This window comes from Streptomyces sp. NBC_01446 (assembly GCF_026340095.1).
In the GTDB taxonomy this organism is placed as follows: domain Bacteria; phylum Actinomycetota; class Actinomycetes; order Streptomycetales; family Streptomycetaceae; genus Streptomyces; species Streptomyces aureus.
Map to the genome: position 1 here is coordinate 183,442 of NZ_JAPEPO010000001.1, position 18,155 is coordinate 201,596.

At 70.7% G+C, this 18,155-nt stretch carries 16 protein-coding genes, 4 pseudogenes and 1 riboswitch; of the genes and pseudogenes, 8 read left to right on the forward strand and 12 right to left on the reverse strand.

The window, feature by feature from the left end:
• The first annotated feature begins 48 nt into the window (after positions 1-48).
• Positions 49-882, forward strand: coding sequence for a ThiF family adenylyltransferase (locus tag OG456_RS00800; RefSeq protein ID WP_266568968.1), 834 nt, complete (start codon positions 49-51; stop codon positions 880-882).
• Here the strand turns inward: OG456_RS00800 and OG456_RS00805 are convergent.
• Positions 790-1,446, reverse strand: a pseudogene (locus tag OG456_RS00805) (SAVMC3_10250 family protein); the annotation flags it as partial. The gene OG456_RS00800 and the pseudogene OG456_RS00805 sit on opposite strands and share 93 nt — an antisense overlap.
• Positions 1,447-1,751: 305 nt before the next feature.
• Positions 1,752-2,717 (reverse strand): pirin family protein, encoded by a 966-nt coding sequence (locus OG456_RS00810; protein ID WP_266556133.1) that lies wholly within the window; start codon positions 2,715-2,717, stop codon positions 1,752-1,754.
• Between the two features lie 124 nt (positions 2,718-2,841).
• On the opposite strand from OG456_RS00810, the gene OG456_RS00815 reads away from it, so the two are divergent.
• The 3 genes from OG456_RS00815 to OG456_RS00825 all read left to right on the forward strand — a co-directional run bounded on the left by OG456_RS00815 (position 2,842) and on the right by OG456_RS00825 (position 5,216).
• On the forward strand, positions 2,842-3,192 hold the full coding sequence (locus OG456_RS00815; protein WP_266556135.1) for a tetratricopeptide repeat protein: 351 nt from the start codon (positions 2,842-2,844) through the stop codon (positions 3,190-3,192).
• Positions 3,193-3,365: 173 nt separating this feature from the next.
• Positions 3,366-4,550, forward strand: a complete 1,185-nt coding sequence (locus tag OG456_RS00820) for a methyltransferase (protein WP_266556137.1) — start codon at positions 3,366-3,368, stop codon at positions 4,548-4,550.
• A 75-nt stretch (positions 4,551-4,625) separates the two neighbouring features.
• Positions 4,626-5,216 carry a histidine phosphatase family protein gene (locus tag OG456_RS00825; protein ID WP_266556139.1) on the forward strand — a complete coding sequence of 197 codons (591 nt, stop codon included), beginning with the start codon at positions 4,626-4,628 and terminating at the stop codon, positions 5,214-5,216.
• A 20-nt stretch (positions 5,217-5,236) separates the two neighbouring features.
• Here the strand turns inward: OG456_RS00825 and OG456_RS00830 are convergent, their stop codons facing one another.
• From OG456_RS00830 to OG456_RS00845, 4 genes are all read right to left on the reverse strand, one after another.
• On the reverse strand, positions 5,237-5,629 hold the full coding sequence (locus tag OG456_RS00830) for a hypothetical protein (RefSeq protein WP_266556141.1): 393 nt from the start codon (positions 5,627-5,629) through the stop codon (positions 5,237-5,239).
• A gap of 99 nt (positions 5,630-5,728) precedes the next feature.
• Positions 5,729-6,487: a CbtA family protein gene (locus OG456_RS00835; protein ID WP_266556143.1), complete on the reverse strand. Its 759-nt coding sequence runs from the start codon at positions 6,485-6,487 to the stop codon at positions 5,729-5,731.
• A gap of 20 nt (positions 6,488-6,507) precedes the next feature.
• Positions 6,508-6,729, reverse strand: a complete 222-nt coding sequence (locus OG456_RS00840) for a CbtB-domain containing protein (protein ID WP_266556145.1) — start codon at positions 6,727-6,729, stop codon at positions 6,508-6,510.
• A 39-nt stretch (positions 6,730-6,768) separates the two neighbouring features.
• A riboswitch (cobalamin riboswitch) is annotated at positions 6,769-6,926 on the reverse strand.
• Between the two features lie 326 nt (positions 6,927-7,252).
• Positions 7,253-8,677 carry an NAD(P)/FAD-dependent oxidoreductase gene (locus tag OG456_RS00845; RefSeq protein WP_266556147.1) on the reverse strand — a complete coding sequence of 475 codons (1,425 nt, stop codon included), beginning with the start codon at positions 8,675-8,677 and terminating at the stop codon, positions 7,253-7,255.
• A 127-nt stretch (positions 8,678-8,804) separates the two neighbouring features.
• Here OG456_RS00845 and trxA point away from each other — a divergent pair, with 127 nt between their 5' ends.
• Positions 8,805-9,209, forward strand: a complete 405-nt coding sequence (trxA, locus tag OG456_RS00850) for a thioredoxin (RefSeq protein WP_266556149.1) — start codon at positions 8,805-8,807, stop codon at positions 9,207-9,209.
• 83 nt (positions 9,210-9,292) lie between these two features.
• Here trxA and OG456_RS00855 read toward each other — a convergent pair whose 3' ends face one another.
• Positions 9,293-10,729, reverse strand: a complete 1,437-nt coding sequence (locus OG456_RS00855) for an aldehyde dehydrogenase family protein (protein ID WP_266556151.1) — start codon at positions 10,727-10,729, stop codon at positions 9,293-9,295.
• A 113-nt stretch (positions 10,730-10,842) separates the two neighbouring features.
• Positions 10,843-11,886 (reverse strand): LacI family DNA-binding transcriptional regulator, encoded by a 1,044-nt coding sequence (locus OG456_RS00860; protein ID WP_266556153.1) that lies wholly within the window; start codon positions 11,884-11,886, stop codon positions 10,843-10,845.
• 143 nt (positions 11,887-12,029) lie between these two features.
• Here OG456_RS00860 and OG456_RS00865 point away from each other — a divergent pair.
• Positions 12,030-12,263, forward strand: a pseudogene (locus tag OG456_RS00865) (amidase); the annotation flags it as partial.
• Positions 12,264-12,314: 51 nt separating this feature from the next.
• Here the strand turns inward: OG456_RS00865 and OG456_RS00870 are convergent.
• Positions 12,315-12,530: pseudogene (locus OG456_RS00870) on the reverse strand (zinc ribbon domain-containing protein); the annotation flags it as partial.
• A 579-nt stretch (positions 12,531-13,109) separates the two neighbouring features.
• Between OG456_RS00870 and OG456_RS00875 the strand changes: the two are divergent.
• The gene (locus OG456_RS00875) at positions 13,110-14,336 is read left to right on the forward strand and encodes an IS110 family transposase (protein ID WP_266556155.1); all 1,227 of its coding nucleotides are present in this window, start codon (positions 13,110-13,112) and stop codon (positions 14,334-14,336) included.
• Positions 14,337-14,357: 21 nt separating this feature from the next.
• Here OG456_RS00875 and OG456_RS00880 read toward each other — a convergent pair.
• Both OG456_RS00880 and OG456_RS00885 read right to left on the reverse strand, forming a co-directional pair.
• Positions 14,358-15,362 (reverse strand): annotated as a pseudogene (locus OG456_RS00880) (RNA-guided endonuclease InsQ/TnpB family protein); the annotation flags it as partial.
• Between the two features lie 165 nt (positions 15,363-15,527).
• Entirely contained in the window at positions 15,528-16,625 is a 1,098-nt protein-coding gene (locus OG456_RS00885; RefSeq protein ID WP_266556157.1) for a glycosyl hydrolase family 18 protein, read from the reverse strand.
• 71 nt (positions 16,626-16,696) lie between these two features.
• Here OG456_RS00885 and OG456_RS00890 point away from each other — a divergent pair, with 71 nt between their 5' ends.
• A complete protein-coding gene (locus OG456_RS00890) occupies positions 16,697-17,155 on the forward strand; it encodes a type II toxin-antitoxin system PemK/MazF family toxin (RefSeq protein WP_100593005.1) in 459 nt (152 codons plus the stop codon).
• Here the strand turns inward: OG456_RS00890 and OG456_RS00895 are convergent.
• A complete protein-coding gene (locus tag OG456_RS00895) occupies positions 17,130-17,987 on the reverse strand; it encodes a TIGR02452 family protein (protein WP_266556202.1) in 858 nt (285 codons plus the stop codon). The genes OG456_RS00890 and OG456_RS00895 overlap by 26 nt on opposite strands.
• Positions 17,988-18,155 lie beyond the last annotated feature (168 nt).

Genomic DNA, 18,155 nt, shown 5'->3' on the forward strand with positions numbered 1-18,155 from the left:
CGCGTTTTTTCCGACGAGGTACTGCTGGTCCGACGCTGCCCTGAATCGATGTTCGAATGGCTCAAAGCGGTCTCCGACGAGCCGGCCGGCCTCCCAGCGCCGAGCGGAAGCCAAGTGGACGCCATCGTGCGTACGCTTCTTCGGCTTCGCCTCGTAGTCGCACCGTTCGACCGTTCGTGGCACTCGTCCGCTTGGAGGAACCAGGTCGAGTACTTCGCGGCCTTGGGTCTGGATGCCGGTGCGGCACAGGATCGGCTGCGCGCGGCGCACGTGACCGTTCTCGGCGTCGGCGGCATCGGCGGCGCGGTGCTGGCTGAGATCGTGGGTGCGGGCGTGGGCGGGCTCACGCTCGTGGACGGCGACCGGGTCGCGCTGGAGAACTTGAACCGCCAATATCTCTATCGGCGTTGTGACGTCGGACGGGCAAAGGTCGATGTGGCCGGCGAGTGGGTGCGTGAGCGCCTCCCTGAAGCGGAGCCGACCGCTGTCATGGAAACCATCACGACCAGCGAGGCGTTGGTGCCGTACCTGCGCGAAGGTGGGTTCCTCGTTGTCGCGGCCGACCGTCCTGCATCGCTGCCGGAATTGTGCGCTCAAGCCTGTCTTGAGCGCGGAGCGTCGATGATCACGGGAGGCTGCGGCCTCCGAGTAGGGTCGAGTGGCCCGCTGATCCGGCCCGCCGATGTCCCGGCCTTCATCGCGTCACGCCAAGAGGCAAAGGCCACGGCCGGAGCCGCGGACACACCGATGGCGGCCTCGTTCGGCCCGGTCAATACGCTGGTGGGCGCGACGATGGGCCGTGATCTCATCTTCGGCATAGTCGGTGTGAGCGCCCGAACGACTTCGCATCGCGTCGAGCTGCTGGGGACGGCTGCTTGTTGAGTCCAGCCGACTCGGGAGGGACGTATCACCGGTGGCTTCCCGGGCGACCAAGTCCGCCGCCACGTCGTGCAGCCGGTCCGAGCCGGATCCCATCCTGCTGGGCGGATGGTCACGGTGATCCCGGACATGCTGCATCGAACCGCACAGGAACAGCTCGATGTTGCTGCAGAAGTCCATGTCGCGGTGCGGACAGTCGCCCTCTTCCAGCGATCTGTAGGTGGACACGCCATGGTTGCGGAGTCCCAAGTCCCCTTCCGCCGCGCCGTAGTGGGAGCGGCCGCAGAACTCCAGCCGGGCGTCGGCGCCTATGCCCCCGCAGGACGCCGGTGTCTGCGTGCGCGCCCAACGCTTTGCCCGCAGGTGTACCAGGACCTTCTCCAGCCGTTCGGCATCTTGTTCAGTAGCCGTTGGCTCCGCAGGGTTTCCTTCTCCAAGCGCGAAGCGGGCGCTGCTGCCACAGGCGCCGACTTCTGCTTCCAGGGGCCGGTCGGTGCGGCGCCTTCGAGGCGGCGGCTCGTAGAAGTCATCCAGCTTGGCCGTCGACAGATGCTGCAACTCCCTCACCAGCGCCCCGCCTCTCCTGCCACCGCACCGTTGTTGTGATGCTGAGAACTACCCCTCCCCGAGAGCTCAGGAAGCCGAGCCTCGTCAGAGCTCGACGCCGAGTCAGATCTGACGAGGTGTCACTAAAGTCAGCATTGAGTCAGCATCAGTCTGATCTAGAGCTGCCTACAACGGGCCAAACTTGCGACTCGAAGACGTGGACTCAGATGCTGCGAGATCCGTTTGCGATCGGCATGCAGCGAAGTCGAGCGGGTCGACTTAGACGCTCACGCGACTTCGCGTGGGCCACCCTACAAAAGGGCAGTTCAGCGCACTCGACCCCGAGGTTTGAGCGGCACAGGCGGCAGCGCCGGCGCATCCAACCGCTCCCCGTCATACCCCTTCACTTCCCCGAACCTCGACCCGCTCATCCAGTCTTCTCTGGCCTGGGTGATGTCGTCCTGCGTCCGGCCGATGAAGTTCCACCACATGATCAGCTCCTCGTCGAACGGCTCGCCGCCGAGGAGCATGAGGGATGCGTCCGACTCGGCGCGCAGGGGGAGTTCGGTACGGCCGCAGCCCAGGTAGAGCATGGAGCCGGGCAGGACCGGGACGCCGTCGACGTGGGCCTCGCCCGACATGGACAGGACCGCGTACTCGAAGTCGGGTTCGAGCGGGACGCTGAGATCCGCGCCGCGCGTGAGGCTGAGGTCCGCTCCGACGATGGGCGTGTACGTCGTGCCCGGCGACACGGCGCCGTCGAGCTCGCCGAGGATCAGGGTCGCGCTCAGGCCGGGGGCCGTGACCCTGGGCAGGTCGCCGTGGTGCTCGAAGCGGGGTTCCGTGTGGCGGTGGCTGTCCGGCAGGGCGACCCACAGCTGCGCGCCGTGCAGAAGGCGGGCGTGCGGGCGCGGGCTCTCCTCCGAGTGGCTGATGGCACGCCCGGACGTCATGAGTCCCAGCTCGCGGGGCCTGATCGTCTGGAGGCTGCCCGTGGAGTCGCGGTGCAGGACCTCCCCCTCGTGCAGCCAGCTCACCGTCTGCAGTCCCATGTGGGGGTGGGGCGGCACCTGCATGCCGGGTTCGTCGGCGATGTCGTCGGGCCCGTAGTGATCGACGAAGGCCCAGGCGCCGACCATGCGGCGGCCGAGGTTCGGAAGCAGCCTGCGGACCTCGGTGGACTCGCCTAGCTTCACGCGCCGGGGGGAGAGGAGTTCACGTACGGGCTCCGCCACGACGAAGCCCCGGCCGCCGCAGATGGTCGGCTCCGCCTCGCGATCAAGATTGCTCATGGCTCACAACCTAGACCCGTCCAGGCCGTCCCGTCAGGCACGCGTACAGGTGGACCCGCGCGCTCACCAGGACGGAATATGCGCCGGGTCCGTGCCGTTGACAGCGGTCGAGGAGGCACCAGTGGTGAACACGACCAACTACTACACGCAGGGCACCCCGGCGGAGCGCTGGGAGCGCGCGCGGAAGTTCTTCGACGCCAAGGAGTACACGCTCGCGGCGCAGATCCTCGACGACCTGGTCGCCGAGATCCCCGAGCAGGTGGCGGCGCGGCTGCTGCTGGCCCGCGCGTACTATCACTCGGCCCAGCTGGGCCGAGCCGAGGCCGAGCTGCGCACGGTCGTCGAGCGTGATCCGGTCGAGCACTACGCCCGTCTGATGCTGGGCCGCACCCTGGAGCGCCAGGGCCGTCACGAGGAGGCGGGACCGCATCTGCGGATGGCGGCCGCGTTCGCGGGCGAGTTCGGCGACTCCTGAGCCGTAGGCCGGGGAAGCGTGAGCCGTACGGCAGGGGGCGTCTGAGCTGTACGGCCGGGGCGCCCGAGCCGAACGGCAGGGGCCGGCCGCTGGGCCGGTCGGCCCCGACGCGGGCAGGCTACGGCCCCGCCCCCGGCCCCGCTGATCTGCGCCTCCGCTAGCCTGGCGGGACGATGAGCAACCGTTTCGAGACGTCATGGGGCGAGTTCGACCTCGCCCGCTTCCCCGAGGATCCCCGCGACACGCTGCGCGCATGGGATGCCGCGGACGAGTACCTGCTGCGGCATCTCGCCGACAGCGCCGCCGATCTGTCGGGGTCGGTGGTCGTGATCGGCGACCGGTGGGGCGCCCTCGCCACGGCCCTGGCCGGGCACTGCGACCGGCCGACCGCGATCTCCGAGTCGTACCTCGGGCAGCGCGCGACCCGCGCCAACCTCGACCGGGCCGGCTTCGACGAGAACGCGGTGCGCCTGCTGACCACCCAGGACACCCCGCCGGAGCGCGTGGACGTGCTGCTCGTCCGCGTCCCCAAGAGCCTGGCGCTCCTCGAGGACCAGCTGCACCGCATCGCGCCCGCCGTCCACAACGACACCGTGGTGATCGGGACCGGCATGGTCAAGGAGATCCACACCTCGACGCTGAAGCTGTTCGAGCGGATCATCGGCCCGACCCACACGTCCCTCGCCGAGAAAAAGGCGCGGCTCATCTTCACGACGCCGTACCCGGCGCTCGCCCGGCCGCGGAACCCGTGGCCGCACACGTACGCGCTGCCCGACGGCGTCGGCCCCGTGTCGGGCCGGACCGTCACCAACCACGCCGGAGTGTTCTGCGCGGAGCGCCTCGACATCGGCACCCGGTTCCTGCTCCAGCACCTGCCCCGCAGCGAGGGCGCCGAGCGCGTCGTGGACCTGGGCTGCGGCAACGGCGTCGTCGGTACGGCCATGGCGCTGGAGAACCCGCGCGCGGAGATCGTGTTCACGGACGAGTCGTTCCAGGCGGTGGCGTCGGCCGAGGCGACCTACCGGGCGAACATCGACCCCGCTGAACACCCCGAGGCGAGGGCGGAGTTCCTCGTGGGCGACGGGCTCGCGGAGCTCCCCGCGGGCAGTGCGGACCTCGTCCTCAACAATCCGCCGTTCCACTCGCACCAGGCGACGACCGCCGCCACGGCCATGCGCATGTTCTCCGACGCGCGGGACGCGCTGCGTCCGGGCGGTGAGCTGTGGGTCATCGGCAACCGCCACCTCGGCTACCACGTGAAGCTGCGGCGCCTGTTCGGCAACAGTGAACTCATCGCCAGCGACCCGAAGTTCGTGGTCCTGCGCGCCGTCAAGAAGGAACGCGAGACGCGTTCGTAGGCGCGCCGAGCGTCACGAGGGGGTGGACGCGTGGGCCTGGCGCGTCGCCCCCACATCAAGGAGGGGGCTCAGCCCGTGACCAGCCGCGTCACCTTGATCTCTGCCGCCACGAGCCGGGCTCTGCGGGAGGCCCGGTTCGACGACGGGTGCTCGCTCGACGCGAGCGCCGCGGCACGTGCGCGGGCGGCGGCCGGTGTCCTTCCCCCAGCCGACCGGCTGTTGGTGTCCCCCACCGTGCGCTGCCGGGAGACGGCGAAGGCCCTCGGCCTCGATGCCGTCGAGGCGCCGGAGCTGGCCGGGCTCGACGTAGGTCGTTGGCGGGGTCTGACGCTCGACGAGGTGAGCATCGGGGACCCGGCCGGCATCGCGCTCTGGCTCTCCGACCTCGGCGCCGCGCCGCACGGCGGGGAGTCCGTACGCGCCCTGTGCGAACGGGTCGCACGCTGGCTGGACGCGTCGGCGGAGTTCGACGGACGGACGCTCGCCGTGGTGGAGCCGGAGGTGGTGCGGGCCGTGGCCGTCAAGATCCTCGACGCGCCCGGGCCGGCGTTCTGGCGGCTCGACGTACCGCCCCTCACGGTGACCGATGTCAGCGGGCGCTCCGGGCGCTGGAACCTTCGGCTCGGGCGGGCACTGGGCCCGTCGGAGGACGGCCCCGGGGGCTGACCCGTGCTGGGTCTCGCCCCCTACTGGCTCGACGGTGAGCAGCATTCCTCGCCAACTACCCCCGGCGGACCGCCCGTTGACTCCCGATGGCGCAGGAGCAGTACCGCGAGCGCACACCGCAGACAGGCGGCGCCCTTCGCTCCCGCGGGTTCTCCCGCCTCGCCGCCCCGACCCTCGCTCCCCCTTCGGTCCCGCAGGCCGTGGCAGCCGTGCGACGGACAGCCGACCAGTGCCTCGATCTCCCGCAGCAGTTCCTCGCTCTCCTTCGCCCGCTGCGCCAGGACGCGTACACGGGCACTCTGGCCGCCGATCTGCCGTCTGCTGGCGATCAGCTGCTCGTACTCCTCCAGGGTCAGCGCGACCGCCTCGCGGCCGCCGAGTGTGATGTGGCGCGGTTGGGGGTGTCTGGCCACGCGGGTCTCCGCCCTCGGAAGAAAGCGAGAGGGCCGACCGGATGGTTCCGGCGGCCCTCTGCGCTTGATCGCCTGCCTGGGTCTTGTGGCGCGGTTCTCTCAGTGGGGTACGGGAGTTGCGTTGCCGGACGGGACCGCCCCGGTGCGCGGGGCGAGCTGACGCTGCGCCAACTCGCCGAAGATCAGGCCGAATCCGGTCCACAGAGTGAGCTGGATGGCGAGGGCCGAGGTGCGGAACCGCCACAGCAGCGCTGCGGGGAAGTCCTTCGGTACCTCGTTGACGACCGGCAGGAACGCGTACGCGAGCCCGATCGCGAGGACGAAGCACGCGACCGCTGCCACGGTGGCGTACCAGGTGCCCAGGCGGGGAGCGAGTCGTTTCCCGATGATCACCGCGGCGACGGCGAGGAGCACGCTGAGCAGCATCATCAGGAAGTACAGCGTCGTGCGCTTGCTGATGGTGCCGGGATCGCCGACGGACGGCGGGTTGGCGGGGTACTTCAGGAACGGCACGACGTACACGGCGAGCAGGGCCGTGCCGGAGAGCAGGAGGGCCGTGGCCCGCGGCGTGAAGCGTCCGACGCGGCCGAGCGCGAAGCAGTACGCGAGGGCGGCCATGCCGCCGAAGGCGACGCCGTAGAGCAGGATGCCGGTGGCGAGGCCCGCGGTGGACTGCACGCTGCGGCTGACGAGTTCGACCTCGTGGTGGTGCGCGGGTGCGTGGGCCTCCTCGTAGCCGATGGCGCTGTCGACGCTGGGTTCGCCAAGGAGGTAGGCGACGACCAGGGCGAGCAGACCGGCACCCAGGCCGGCGAGCATGCCCCGTACGAGGAGGTTTCTCACTGTTGCGGAGTTCATGAGCTTTACGGCGTCCCTCGTCAGTGGCAGGGGAAGCCGAGCAGGTGGCGGGCGTCGTGCACCCATTCATGAACGCCCTCGCCGGAGACGACGGCGGTGGCGCCCTGTTCGGCGCCGACGAAGTAGAGCAGGACCAGCATCAGAATGCCGAAGAAGGCCGCCCAAGGGGCAATCGCCTTCAGGGGCAGGGCTGCGGGAAGAACGGGGCTGGTGGCTGTCGGCTGAGCGACGGTCTGCGCCATGGCAGGACCTCCTCTGGGAGTTCGCGTCCCATCTCGGTGGTGCACAAGTACGACAGCTGCGGGTCTGACTCGCGAGGTCCTTGCCCGTCCGGGCGAGTGGCTCGTCTCACAGTGGCGCGACCGTGCCGGATTCCCACCGGCTTCCGCGTTGCCGTCGTCAATATCGGTCAGACCGTACCGCGTAAGGGGCGCACGGCCAAGACCGGACCATCCGCAGTGATCTTGGACATGAGGAGGCCGACGTCCGCGGGAAGCGGACGAACGGGCGCTCCCCCGGCTCGGTGTACGTCACAGGGGGCGCCGGCCGCGATCACACGCCCCTGCCGGAGCACGACGAGCTGGTCGCAGTACATCCCGGCCAGGTGCGATAGCCGGCGGTGCTCTCCTGGGCCGCGGATGTGCGGGCGGATCCGCCGCAGGTAGCCAGGGGTCCGCGGGGACCTCTCCGCGCCTTGCGGGGTGAGACTGTCCGGGCGGGGGGCATCGTGTCTCGCCCGGACAGCCACGCACAGAGGGCCACCCCTCAGCCGCGGTACGTCTCCAGCAGCCTCAGCCACACCTCGCTCACCGTCGGATAGGACGGGACCACGTGCCACAGGCGGTCGATCGGGACCTCGCCCGCGACGGCGACCGTCGCCGAGTGGACGAGTTCGCCGACGCCCGGGCCGACGAAGGTGACGCCCAGGAGGATCTCGCGGTCGAGGTCGACGATCATGCGGGCGCGGCCTCGGTAGCCGTCGCCGTAGAGGCCGGCGCCCGCCACGGAGGCGATGTCGTAGTCGACGGCGCGGACGCGGTGGCCCGCCGCCTCGGCCTCCGCGAGGGTGAGTCCCGCCGAGCCCGCCTCGGGGTCGGTGAAGACGACCTGCGGGACGGCGGAGTGGTCGGCGGTCGCCGCGTGGGCTCCCCAGCGGTCCGTCTCCAGGAGCGGGACTCCCTGGGCGCGGGCGGCGATGGCCGCGCCCGCGATACGGGCCTGGTACTTGCCCTGGTGGGTGAGGAGCGCGCGACGGTTCACGTCCCCGACCGCGTACAGCCAGGTGCTGCCCTCGACGCGGAGGCTGTCGTCGACGGGGAGCCACGAGCCGGGTTCGAGGCCGAGGGTCTCCAGGCCGATGTCGTCCGTGCGGGGCTCGCGGCCCGTGGCGAAGAGGATCTCGTCGGACTCCAGGGTCGAGCCGTCGTCCAGGGTGGTGACGACGGTGGGGCCCTCCCGGGTGACTCCCTTGACGGAGACGCCGGTCCGCACCTGCGCGCCCGCCTCGACGAGGGCCTGCATGACCAGCTCCCCGGCGAAGGGTTCCATCCGGGACAGCAGCCCCGATCCCCGTACGAGCATCGTGACCTGCGAGCCGAGGGCCTGCCAGGCCGTGGCCATCTCCGCGGCGACGACTCCGCCGCCCACGACGACGAGGCGGCCCGGCACCTTCTGCGCGCTGGTGGCCTCGCGGCTCGTCCACGGCTCGACGTCGGCCAGGCCGGGGAGGTCGGGTAGCGCGGCGCGCGTGCCCGTGCAGACCGCGACGGCGTGCCGGGCCGTGAGGACGTGCTCGGTGCCGTCGGTCCCGGTGACGGTGACCCGGCGGGGGCCCGTGAGGCGGCCCTTGCCCCGGTAGAGGTCGGCGCCGATGGACTCCAGCCAGCTCGCCTGGCCGTCATCCTTCCAGTGTGAGGTGTACTCATCACGGCGAGCGAGGACAGCGGGCGCGTCCAGAGGACCCTGCACGGACTCCCGCAGGCCCGGCAGACGCCTCGCGTCGGCCTGGGCGATGACCGGGCGCAGCAAGGCCTTGCTCGGCATGCACGCCCAGTAGGAGCACTCGCCCCCGACCAGTTCGCTCTCCACCACCGCGGCGCTGAGGCCCGCCGCGCGCGCCCGGTCCGCGACGTTCTCCCCGACCGGCCCGGCGCCCAGGACCACCACGTCGTATGTGTTCTCATCCGTCATGGGCCCCAGTGTGGTCGCAGGTGTGCGCCGTGGCCACACGGGTACGCGCGCGGAATACGTCCATTACCGGGACCGTTGTGAACAGCGGCTTCAGCACCGCAACCAGGAAGCAGGAAGAGGGCACATCATGAGCAGCACCACCGTGGAGCTCACCAAGGAGAACTTCGACCAGACGGTCACGGACAACGGGTTCGTGCTGATCGATTTCTGGGCGTCGTGGTGCGGGCCGTGCAAGCAGTTCGCGCCCGTCTACGAGAAGGCTGCGGAAGCCAACCCGGACCTGGTCTTCGGGAAGATCGACACGGAGGCCCAGCCCGAGCTCGCCTCGGCGTTCGGTATCCAGTCGATCCCGACCCTGATGATCGTCCGCGACCAGGTCGCCGTGTTCGCCCAGCCCGGGGCACTTCCCCAGGAGGCCCTGGACGACGTGATCGGCCAGGCCAGGAAGCTGGACATGGACGAGGTGCGCAAGTCGATCGCCGAGCAGCAGGCCACGGCGGGCGAGGAAGGCGCGGGCGGCGAGCAGGCCTGACGCCACTACCCCCATACCGACGGCCGCCGGGCCCGTACTCTCCGTACGAGCCCGGCGGCCGCTTCACGATCACGTGCACGGGGTCAGAACGGATAGCCCGCCACGTCGCCGCGCACCGTCGTCCACCGGGTCTCGGTGAAGGCCTCGATGTTCGCCTCGCCGCCGAAACGGGCGCCCGTGCCGGACGCCGCGACTCCGCCGAACGGAGCGACCGCCTCATCGTTCACCGTCTGGTCGTTGATGTGGACGATGCCGGTGGGGATGCGCTCGGCGAGGTCGAGGCCGCGGGCGGGGTCGCGGGTGACGATGCCGAGGGAGAGGCCGTACGGGCTCGCGGCGGCCAGCGCGGCCGCCTCGTCGGTGTCGGTGAAGGACCGCACGGGTGCTACGGGCCCGAAGACCTCCTCGGCGTACGCGGGGGTGCTGTCGTCGACGCCCGCGAGGACTGTCGGCCGGTAGAAGAGGTCGCGGTGCGTGCCGCCCGCGGCGAGCTTCGCCCCCGCGGCGGTGCTGGCCTCCACCAGGCCGTGGATCTTGGCGAGTTGGGCCGCGTCGATGACGGGGCCGAGGTGGACCTGGTCGCGGTGCGGGTCGCCGACGGCGAGGGACTCGGCCTTCGCGGCGAGGCGTTCGACGTACTCCTCGTAGAGCGAGGCGTGGACGAGGTGGCGGCCGGTCGTCATGCAGATCTGGCCCTGATGGAAGAAGGAGCCCCAGGCCGCGGTGGAGATGACGGCGTCGAGGTCGGCGTCCGCCAGGACGATCAGGGCGGAGTTGCCGCCCAGTTCCAGGTGCGCCCGCTTGAGGTGGCGCCCCGCGGCCTCGCCGACGGCCCGGCCCGCGCCGGTGGAGCCGGTGAAGGAGATGACGGGGACGTCCGGGTCGGCGACGAGCGCCTGGCCCGCGTCCGCCCCGCCGGGCAGCACGTGGAGGACGTCCTGTGGCAGGCCCGCGGCGGCGAGGACGGCCGCCAGGGCGAGCCCGCCGCAGACCGCCGTGCGGGGGTCCGGCTTGAGGACGACGGCGTTGCCGAGCGCCAGGGCCGGGGCGACGGAGCGGATGGAGAGGATGAGCGGGGCGTTGAACGGGGCGATGACGCCGACGACACCGGCCGGGACGCGGCGTGTGTACGAAAGGCGGGGCGCCTCGCTGGGCAGGACCTGGCCGGTGGGCCGGGACGCGAGGGCGGCGGCCTCGTAGCACTCCTGGGCGGCGACGTGCAGCTCGAAGTCGGCCTTGCCCGGGATGGATCCCGACTCGCGCACGAGCCAGGTGCGCAGCTCGTCGGCGTGCTCGGTGAACAGGTCGCCCGCGCGGCGCAGGACGGCGGCGCGCACGAAGTGGGGCTGCCGGGCCCAGTCGCCCTGGGCCGCCGCTCCGGCCCTCGCCGCGGCGCGGACGTCGTCCGGGGAGGCGAGCGTGACGGTGGCGAGGCGCTCGCCCGTGGCGGGCTCCGTGACCACGTGCTCATCGCCCGACAGCGGCCGGGCCTGCCAGGTCTTCGGGTCGAGCAGGGACATGCCGGATCTCCGATCGGTCACTGATCTCCGGGGCGGCGCGCGGGGCGGTGCGCCGACCCATGTTGTTGAGCATGCAACATCCTAGTCACGTGGGCCACTCGCGACCCCGGCCCTCACGTCGACTGCCGGGCCACGACGCGGGCCCGGAGCATGTCGTGCGACTCGGTGACGGCGCCCGGGTCGCGTACCAGGCGGTCGACGAGCGCGGCGAGCTCCTGCCCGGACGGCAGCTCGATACGGACGGTGCTCAGCCGGGGCCGCAGCAGCCGCCCGAGCATGAGGTCGTCGGCCCCGATGACAGCAGTCTCCTCCGGGATGCCGACGCCCGCGTCCTGGAGCGCCCGCATCAGGAGCATCGCGTACTCGTCGTTGTACGCGAACACGGCGTCGAGCCTCAACTCACGGACTTTCGGAACCAGTTGGGCGGCCGACTCCTCGTCGTACGTGAGAGGCAGCTCGAAGACCTCGGCGCCGGTGCCGAGGACCGCGTTCCGTACGCCGTCGAGGCGCGGCCGCGCGAAGTGGTCGAGGCCCTGCTCCGTCGGCAGTACGACGCCGATGCGGCGCCGGCCGCGTTCGACGAGGTGGGCGCCCGCGCTACGGCCGACCTCACGGTGGTCCATGAGCAGCGCGTGGGCGCCCTCGGCGCGCTCCGGGCCGAGCGTGATGACGGCCCTGGCGCCGGAGCGGCGGAGCACCTCGACGCCCTCGGTGCCCAGGTCAGGGGGTGTGAGGACGGCGACCGGGCGCAGCTCGGCCCAGGCACGCGCCGCATCGTCGCCGCGCAGGCTGACGCTGCCGTACTGCACGACCGTGTAGTCGAGGCGGCTCAGCGCCCACTGCAGGTCGTTGAAGAACGCGTTGTAGAGCGGTCCGGCGGGGACACTCGGGGACGGCATCAGGACGATGCGGGTGTGTCCGGCGCGCAGGCTGCGGGCCGCCGCGTGCGGCACGTAGCCGAGCTCCTTCGCGGCCTCGTGGACGCGGCGCCGGGTGGGTTCGCTGATTCTGACGGCGCTGGTGTTGTTCAGGACGTAGCTGACGGTGGCGCGCGAGACCCCGGCGAGGCGGGCGACGTCGGCGCTCGTCGGCGCCGGGCTCGGCGCGGCGGACTCCCGTGATGTGCGGGCGGACTGCGGCTTCGGTATCTGCACCATGACGCACCGCATCCTTCCAGACGGGTACGGCCGTGTTCCCGGCCGGGCATACCGGTCGGGGCCCGCGACCGCTAGCGTGCGTGCACTCAGGCGTTCGAAGTTCCGAATTCCGTAGTCCGTATTCCGTACGAGGAGGTGTCCGCATGGCGTCCGACCGTGCCGCCGGGCTCGCCGCGACCGCCCGCGCGCTCGCCGAGGGGGACGTGTCGTCGCGCGTCCTCGTCGAGGAGGCCCTGGCGCGCATCGAGGCGACGCAGCCTGCCCTGAACGCTTTCCGCACCGTCCGCGGGGAGGCCGCCCTCGCCGAGGCGGACGCCGCGGACCGCGAACGCGCGGCGCGGGGCCGCAGGCCGCCGCTTGGGGTGCACTATGCACTGACCGTGAAGGACGACGTGACTCCTCCACCCCGTAAGCGGGGTGGCTTCCCGCTATGCCAGGATGGCTTCGCGACGGACCAGCCCGGCCCGTAGAACGTTGGTTGCTCCGACGACGTCAGCGTGTGCCCGGTGACCGCACGAGAGGCATTCGAACTTTTCCTGGCTGGGCCGGTTCCCCTTGGCGATGTGGCCGCATTCGGGGCATGTGCGGGAGGTGTTGCGGGGGTTCACGGCCATCACTTCCCGTCCGGCGCTTTCAGCCTAATTCCCGTGTAACGAGCTCACCGGCCCTCGCCGGTCGGTGAGGTGGTTCGAACGGGTTGTGACGCCTGCACTCCGCCGGGCCGAAGGTCTGCGACGAGCACGGCTGCGCAACCCAGCTGGCGGGTGGTGGTCTCGAGAGTGCCGGTGGATACCTCTCAACGTCACGGCCAAGATGCCTTCCCAGAGAGCGGCGCCATTCGGTGCTCTCGTGGCCGCCACCCACCCAGCACTGACGCTGCTGGCGGTTGTGTGGGCTCCGGACACACGCCTTCTTTCAGCCCGGCCATGATGTCTCCGCCAAGATCGGCGGTGTTCGGCGCCTTCACTGCCGCCAGCGGCGTCAACACCGTTTGCTTGATCACTCGTTGGAGTTGGTGGTGCGAGCCCGTCGCACGGTGATCTCTTGCATTCCCCGAGCCGTCTGAGCTCTGGGAACAGACCGGGGCCTGTGCGGTGAGCTGGTGCCACGAACGGCTTGTGAGGTGTCGGCCCGTTCCTTGATCGAGGCCTGGAATTAGGTCGCTGCGTGGCCCCGCATGCGCTCGTGACCAGCGCAAACACCCACACTTCGAGGAGGGAAAGTTGATCTACTGCGGCATCGACTGGGCCGAGAAGACACACGACGTCGCCCTGGTCGACGACGACGGCACGCTCCTGGCCAAGCGCCACATCACCGACGACGCGACCGGCTACAAGATCCTGCTGGATCTGCTCGCCGAGCACGGCGACACCGAGGACAACCCGATCCCGGTCGCCATCGAGACCTCCCGCGGCCTGCTCGTCGCGGTCCTGCGCACCGGGAAGCGCCAGGTCTACGCCATCAACCCGATGGCCGCCGCACGCTACCGCGACCGCCACGCGGTCACACGGAAGAAGTCCGACCCCGGCGACGCCCTCGTCCTGGCGAACATCCTCCGCACCGATATGCACGCCCACCGGCCGTTGCCCCAGGACAGCGATCTCGCCCGCGCCATCGCCGTCCTCGCCCGCGCCCAGCAGGACGCCGTTTGGAACCGGCAGCAGCTCGCCAACCAGCTCCGCTCGCTCCTGCGCGAGTACTTCCCCGCCGCCCTCGACGCCTACCTGCACTGGCAGAACGGTCTCTGCCGCCCCGAGACCCGCGTCCTGCTGGAGCTCGCCCCCACGCCCTCGCGGGCGGCCCGGCTGTCGCTCGCGCAACTGCGCTCGGCGCTCAAGCGCGCCGGCCGCCAGCGCCGGATCGATGCCGACGCCGCGCGCATCCGCGAGGTCCTGCGGGCCGAATACGCGCACCAGCCGCCACTGGTCGAGGACGCGCTCGGCAAGCAGATGCTCGCTCTGCTGCGGCAGCTCGAAGCCGCCTGCACGGCCGCCGACCAGCTCGCCGAGGCGGTTGAAGAGGTTTTCCCTCAGCATCCGGACGCCGAGATCATCCTGAGCCTCCCCGGGCTCGGCACCCAGCTCGGCGCCCGGATCCTCGCTGAGATCGGGGACGACCACGCCCGCTTCGCCACTGCCCGCGGTATGAAGGCCTACGCCGGTGCGTCCCCCATCACCAGGGCGTCCGGCAAGAAGTCCAGCATCACCAGACGCTGGGTGAAGAACGACCGGCTCAACCACGCCGGCTACCTGTGGGCCTTCGCCTCACTGACCCACTCACCGGGCGCAAAGGCCCACTACGACCGCCGCCGCGAGGCCGGGGACTGGCACGCCGCCGCTCAGAGAAACCTCTTCAACAAGATGATCGGCCAGCTCTACCACTGCCTCCAGAAGCACATCCTGTTCGACGAGAACCTCGCCTTCCCCACACAACTTCTCGAAGCTGCTTGACGACTTAGCTCCGTGAGGTGTCTTGGCGTGCAGGATCGTTAGGAACACCCCCCAACCGGCATCGTTGATCGACTTGTTGAGCCCGGATTTGGCAGCGGCCCCGTTCGGCAAGAAGCCGTCCGGCTGCTCAGGGTCGGGCTTCGGTGAGGGGGCCTTGCTCATGTTGCGGATCTTGAGGTCTTCGTGCGCGATGAAGTCGTGCGCGCGGACCAGGTCGAGCGCCGTCTTATGCGCGTGGTCGAGCCGCTGACGGCGCACCTTGCCATTCAATTCCGCGACCTTCTCCACCGCCCGCTGATGGTTGCGGGAGCGGTCCTTGGTCTTGCGGCGCGGGGAGCGGCTCAGGGCCTGCTGCGCAGCTTTGAGTCTCACGGCGGCCTTGTGGGCGTGGCGAGGGTTGGGGACGTGGGTGCCGCCCGAGTCGGTGAGGAACGAGGCGATGCCAAGATCGATACCAACTGCTGAACCGGTCGCGGGAAGCGGATCGGGTCGGGGCTGCTCAGCGCACAGCACCACGAACCATTTGCGGCCCTCGCGCTTGACCGACACGGTCTTGACCTCGCCGGCCACTGCGCGGTGCTGGTTGACCTTGACGTGCCCAACACCCTGGAAGCGGACCTGAGTCACCCGATCGTGCGGGGTGGAGTTCCACCGGCAGCCATCCCCGTCCTTCGGGAAGTCCACCGTGTCGAACCAGTTCACCCCACGAAAGCGCGGGTAGCCGGGCTTGTCCCCGGTCTTGATCCGACGAAAGAACGCGACGAACGCCTTGTCCAGCCGGCGCAACGTCGCCTGCTGTGAGGAGAACGACCAACGGCCCTGATGCTCCGGGTCGAACGCCCGGATCTCCTTGAGCTGTCCGGACTGCTGCCCGTACTTCACACTCGTCGTCGAAACGTGCCGGTAGGCGTCCCGACGTTCCTGCAAGGCCCCGTTATAGAGGGAACAGTGATCCCTCAGCATCTCGCCCAGGGCCTGCGCCTGGCGGACGGTGGGCCGCAAAAGAAACTTGTACGCACGGATCATCCAGCCCACCCCCTTCCGATCAAGTCTGGGAATCTTCCTGGTTCATGTCACCACACTGGGAACCAAATGCCGATATTCGCCGAGGTCGTCACGACGCCTGTAACCTGCATGCACACTAGCTGTTCGTTACGGACCTGATCGAGTTCAACGGTGAAGAGGAACAGCTCAGGCATCGCGGGCGAGCACCGCCCACAGGCCCGGGTCCTCGAAGTCGAGGGCCCACAGCACCGTGTTGTGCACTCCGTGGCGGCGCAGCACGGGCAGGTGCGCGTCGGTGCCGCGCGCGTCCTGATACCAGACGGTGCGGACGGTGCCGTTCTCCTTGTACGTGAAGTGCGGGGTCTGCGAGGCGGGGTCGAGCCCGTAGGGCGCGCCGACGGCCTCGCGCAGGGCCTCCGCCTCCTTCGAGGTGACGTGCCGGGCGCGCTCGTCGCCGCCCTCGGCCCAGTCCCAGCCGTAGGCGGGCAGGCCCAACTCGATTCTGTCCACGGGGATTTCGGCCGTTGCGCGGCGCAGGATCTCGTCGTACCAGGCGGTGGAGGAGAGCGGCCCAGGAGTGCCCGTGGCGTAGTGCAGGTTGTAGGCCATGATGCGAACGCGGTCGGCCACCTGGCCGAGGCTCCGGTAGTCCCAGATGCGGTCCGTCGTGGTGGTCTTGGGGTTGACGGTGGCGAAGCACACCTTGCCCAGCGCGTGCAGCCCCGAGCACAGGTCACGCACGAGCGCGGTGTAGCCCGCGCCCACGGTGCGGTAGGTGGCGTCACCGGTCGCCGCGATGGTCTCGTAGTCGAGGTCGATCCCGTCGTACGCGCGGCTGCGGACGAGGGCGAGGAGTTCCGTGATGTGTTCGGCGCGGCGGTCCGGGCTGGTGACGATGGCCGCGAGGGCGCCGGGCTCCATCTGTTCCATGACGGTCGGTACGACCTGGATGCCCGCGGCGTGCAGTCCGTCGATGATGCGCCGCTCCCCTGCTCCGGGGTGCCCGTCGATGCGGGTCGCGGACTTCGACTCGTACCAGAAGGGGCTGACGGTGCGGAGTTGGTCCGCGTGGGCGAGGGCGTCCTGGTTGGCGCCTTCCTGGTCCCAGTACGGCAGCCAGGCCGAGACGGTGCGGGGCGGGGGCGCGGCGTCGCCCCGGGCGGGGGCGAGGGCGGCGCCGCACAGCGCGAGAACGATGGCACCCGTGAGCGCGAGGAGAGAAAGGGGGCCCGGGCTTATGCGACGTACGCGTCGTACGGCTCGGGCGGTTATGGGGGTCTTCATGCGCCGAGCCTGTGTCCCACCGGCCGGGCCCGCCCTGCGGGTTGGGCCAGCAAGGCCCTAACGTGACCCGCGTGACTGCCTTCATCGATGACCCGCATGCCCACGAGCACCCCGGCCGTGCCGGCGCCACCGCCACGGTCGAGGCCGCGCCGCGCGAGGTGGGCCGGGTGCGCACCGAGTACGCGCCCGCCCACGACGGCGACCCCGATCCCGGCGAGATCGTCTGGACGTGGGTGCCGTTCGAGGAGAACGACGGCCGCGGCAAGGACCGTCCCGTGCTCGTCGTCGCCAGGGAGGCCGCCGGCACGCTCCTCGCCGTACAGCTGTCGAGCAAGCGGCACGACCACGACAGGGAGTGGGTGCCGATCGGCAGCGGGCCGTGGGACACCGCGGGCCGCGACTCGTGGGTGGCGATCGACCGCGTCCTTCGGGTCCACGAGCGCGGCATGCGCCGGGAGGCGTGCGCCCTGGACCGCATGCGGTTCAACCTCGTGGTGCTGCGGCTCAGGGAGCGGTACGGCTGGCGCTGACCGCCGGCGAGGCCGCGAAGGCCCGCTCGAAGGCCGTCCTGGTCCGCGCGTCCGGCGTGCGGTCCAGGACGCCGAACACGATGTGGTCGAAGCGGCCCGCGAACCGGCCGCCCCCGTCGAGGAGCGCCCGGAACGCGTCGGCGACCTGCGCCGGATCGTTCTGAAACACACCGCAGCCCCAGGCGCCGAGCACGAGGCGCCGGTAGCCGTGCGCCGCGGCCGTCTCCAGGACCCGCTCGGCCCGTGACGCCAGAGCCCCCGCGATCTCACCGGCCCGCTCCGGGGTGCGACGGCGGATGACGCCCGCGTTCGGCGCCGGTGAGGTGAGGAAGCCCGCGGCGTACGGCTCGTCGAGCAGCCGTCCGCGGTCGTCGCGGAAGACGGGGACGCCCGGCGAGTGGATGACGCGGTCCGCGTAGAAGGCGTCGCGGTTCTCGCGGTGGTGGTCGTAGAAGTCGCGGGCCCGCAGCAGGCACGTGTACAGGGCCGAGGCCCGGCACACGGCTTCCTCCTGGGCCTGTGCGCCGTTGAGATAGCCGCCGCCGGGATTGCGGGCCGAGGCGAAGTTCAGTACGGCGACCGGGTCCTGACCGGCGGTGACCAGGCGGCGTGCGGCTTCCAGGCTGGACTCGCCGGTGACCTCGACGGCCGTATCCGCGGGCCGGCCCGGCTCGGGCACATCGACCGGGGCCGGACCGTACGTGCGGGTCGCGTCCCGCGCTGCCGCCACCGCGTCCGCGATCGGCACGACCGCGCCGCCCGGCGCCGTGTACCGCCCCGCCGCGACGATCTCCTCCGTCTGCTGCGCGATCCCCCGCAGCCGGGCGCTCACGCCCGCTCCCCCGTGGTCGTCCTCATGAACGCATGATGTGCGCCGGGCGACTCCGCGAGCAACAGATTTTCTGTGTCCGAGGGGCACTCTTGTGCGATTCGCCGTGAGGGTTTTGGGTGGTACGAGCACTGCCCCGGCCCGGCCCATCCCCGTCGAGTCGACGGCACG

Excerpts from the sequence above, each read along its gene's own strand:
- OG456_RS00800 (WP_266568968.1), top strand. The coding sequence starts at position 49 with ATGTTCGAATGGCTCAAAGCGGTCTCCGACGAGCCGGCCGGCCTCCCA.
- OG456_RS00810 (WP_266556133.1), bottom strand. The coding sequence starts at position 2,717 with ATGAGCAATCTTGATCGCGAGGCGGAGCCGACCATCTGCGGCGGCCGG.
- OG456_RS00820 (WP_266556137.1), top strand. The coding sequence starts at position 3,366 with ATGAGCAACCGTTTCGAGACGTCATGGGGCGAGTTCGACCTCGCCCGC.
- OG456_RS00835 (WP_266556143.1), bottom strand. The coding sequence starts at position 6,487 with ATGAACTCCGCAACAGTGAGAAACCTCCTCGTACGGGGCATGCTCGCC.
- OG456_RS00840 (WP_266556145.1), bottom strand. The coding sequence starts at position 6,729 with ATGGCGCAGACCGTCGCTCAGCCGACAGCCACCAGCCCCGTTCTTCCC.
- OG456_RS00845 (WP_266556147.1), bottom strand. The coding sequence starts at position 8,677 with ATGACGGATGAGAACACATACGACGTGGTGGTCCTGGGCGCCGGGCCG.
- trxA (WP_266556149.1), top strand. The coding sequence starts at position 8,805 with ATGAGCAGCACCACCGTGGAGCTCACCAAGGAGAACTTCGACCAGACG.
- OG456_RS00855 (WP_266556151.1), bottom strand. The coding sequence starts at position 10,729 with ATGTCCCTGCTCGACCCGAAGACCTGGCAGGCCCGGCCGCTGTCGGGC.
- OG456_RS00860 (WP_266556153.1), bottom strand. The coding sequence starts at position 11,886 with ATGGTGCAGATACCGAAGCCGCAGTCCGCCCGCACATCACGGGAGTCC.
- OG456_RS00885 (WP_266556157.1), bottom strand. The coding sequence starts at position 16,625 with ATGAAGACCCCCATAACCGCCCGAGCCGTACGACGCGTACGTCGCATA.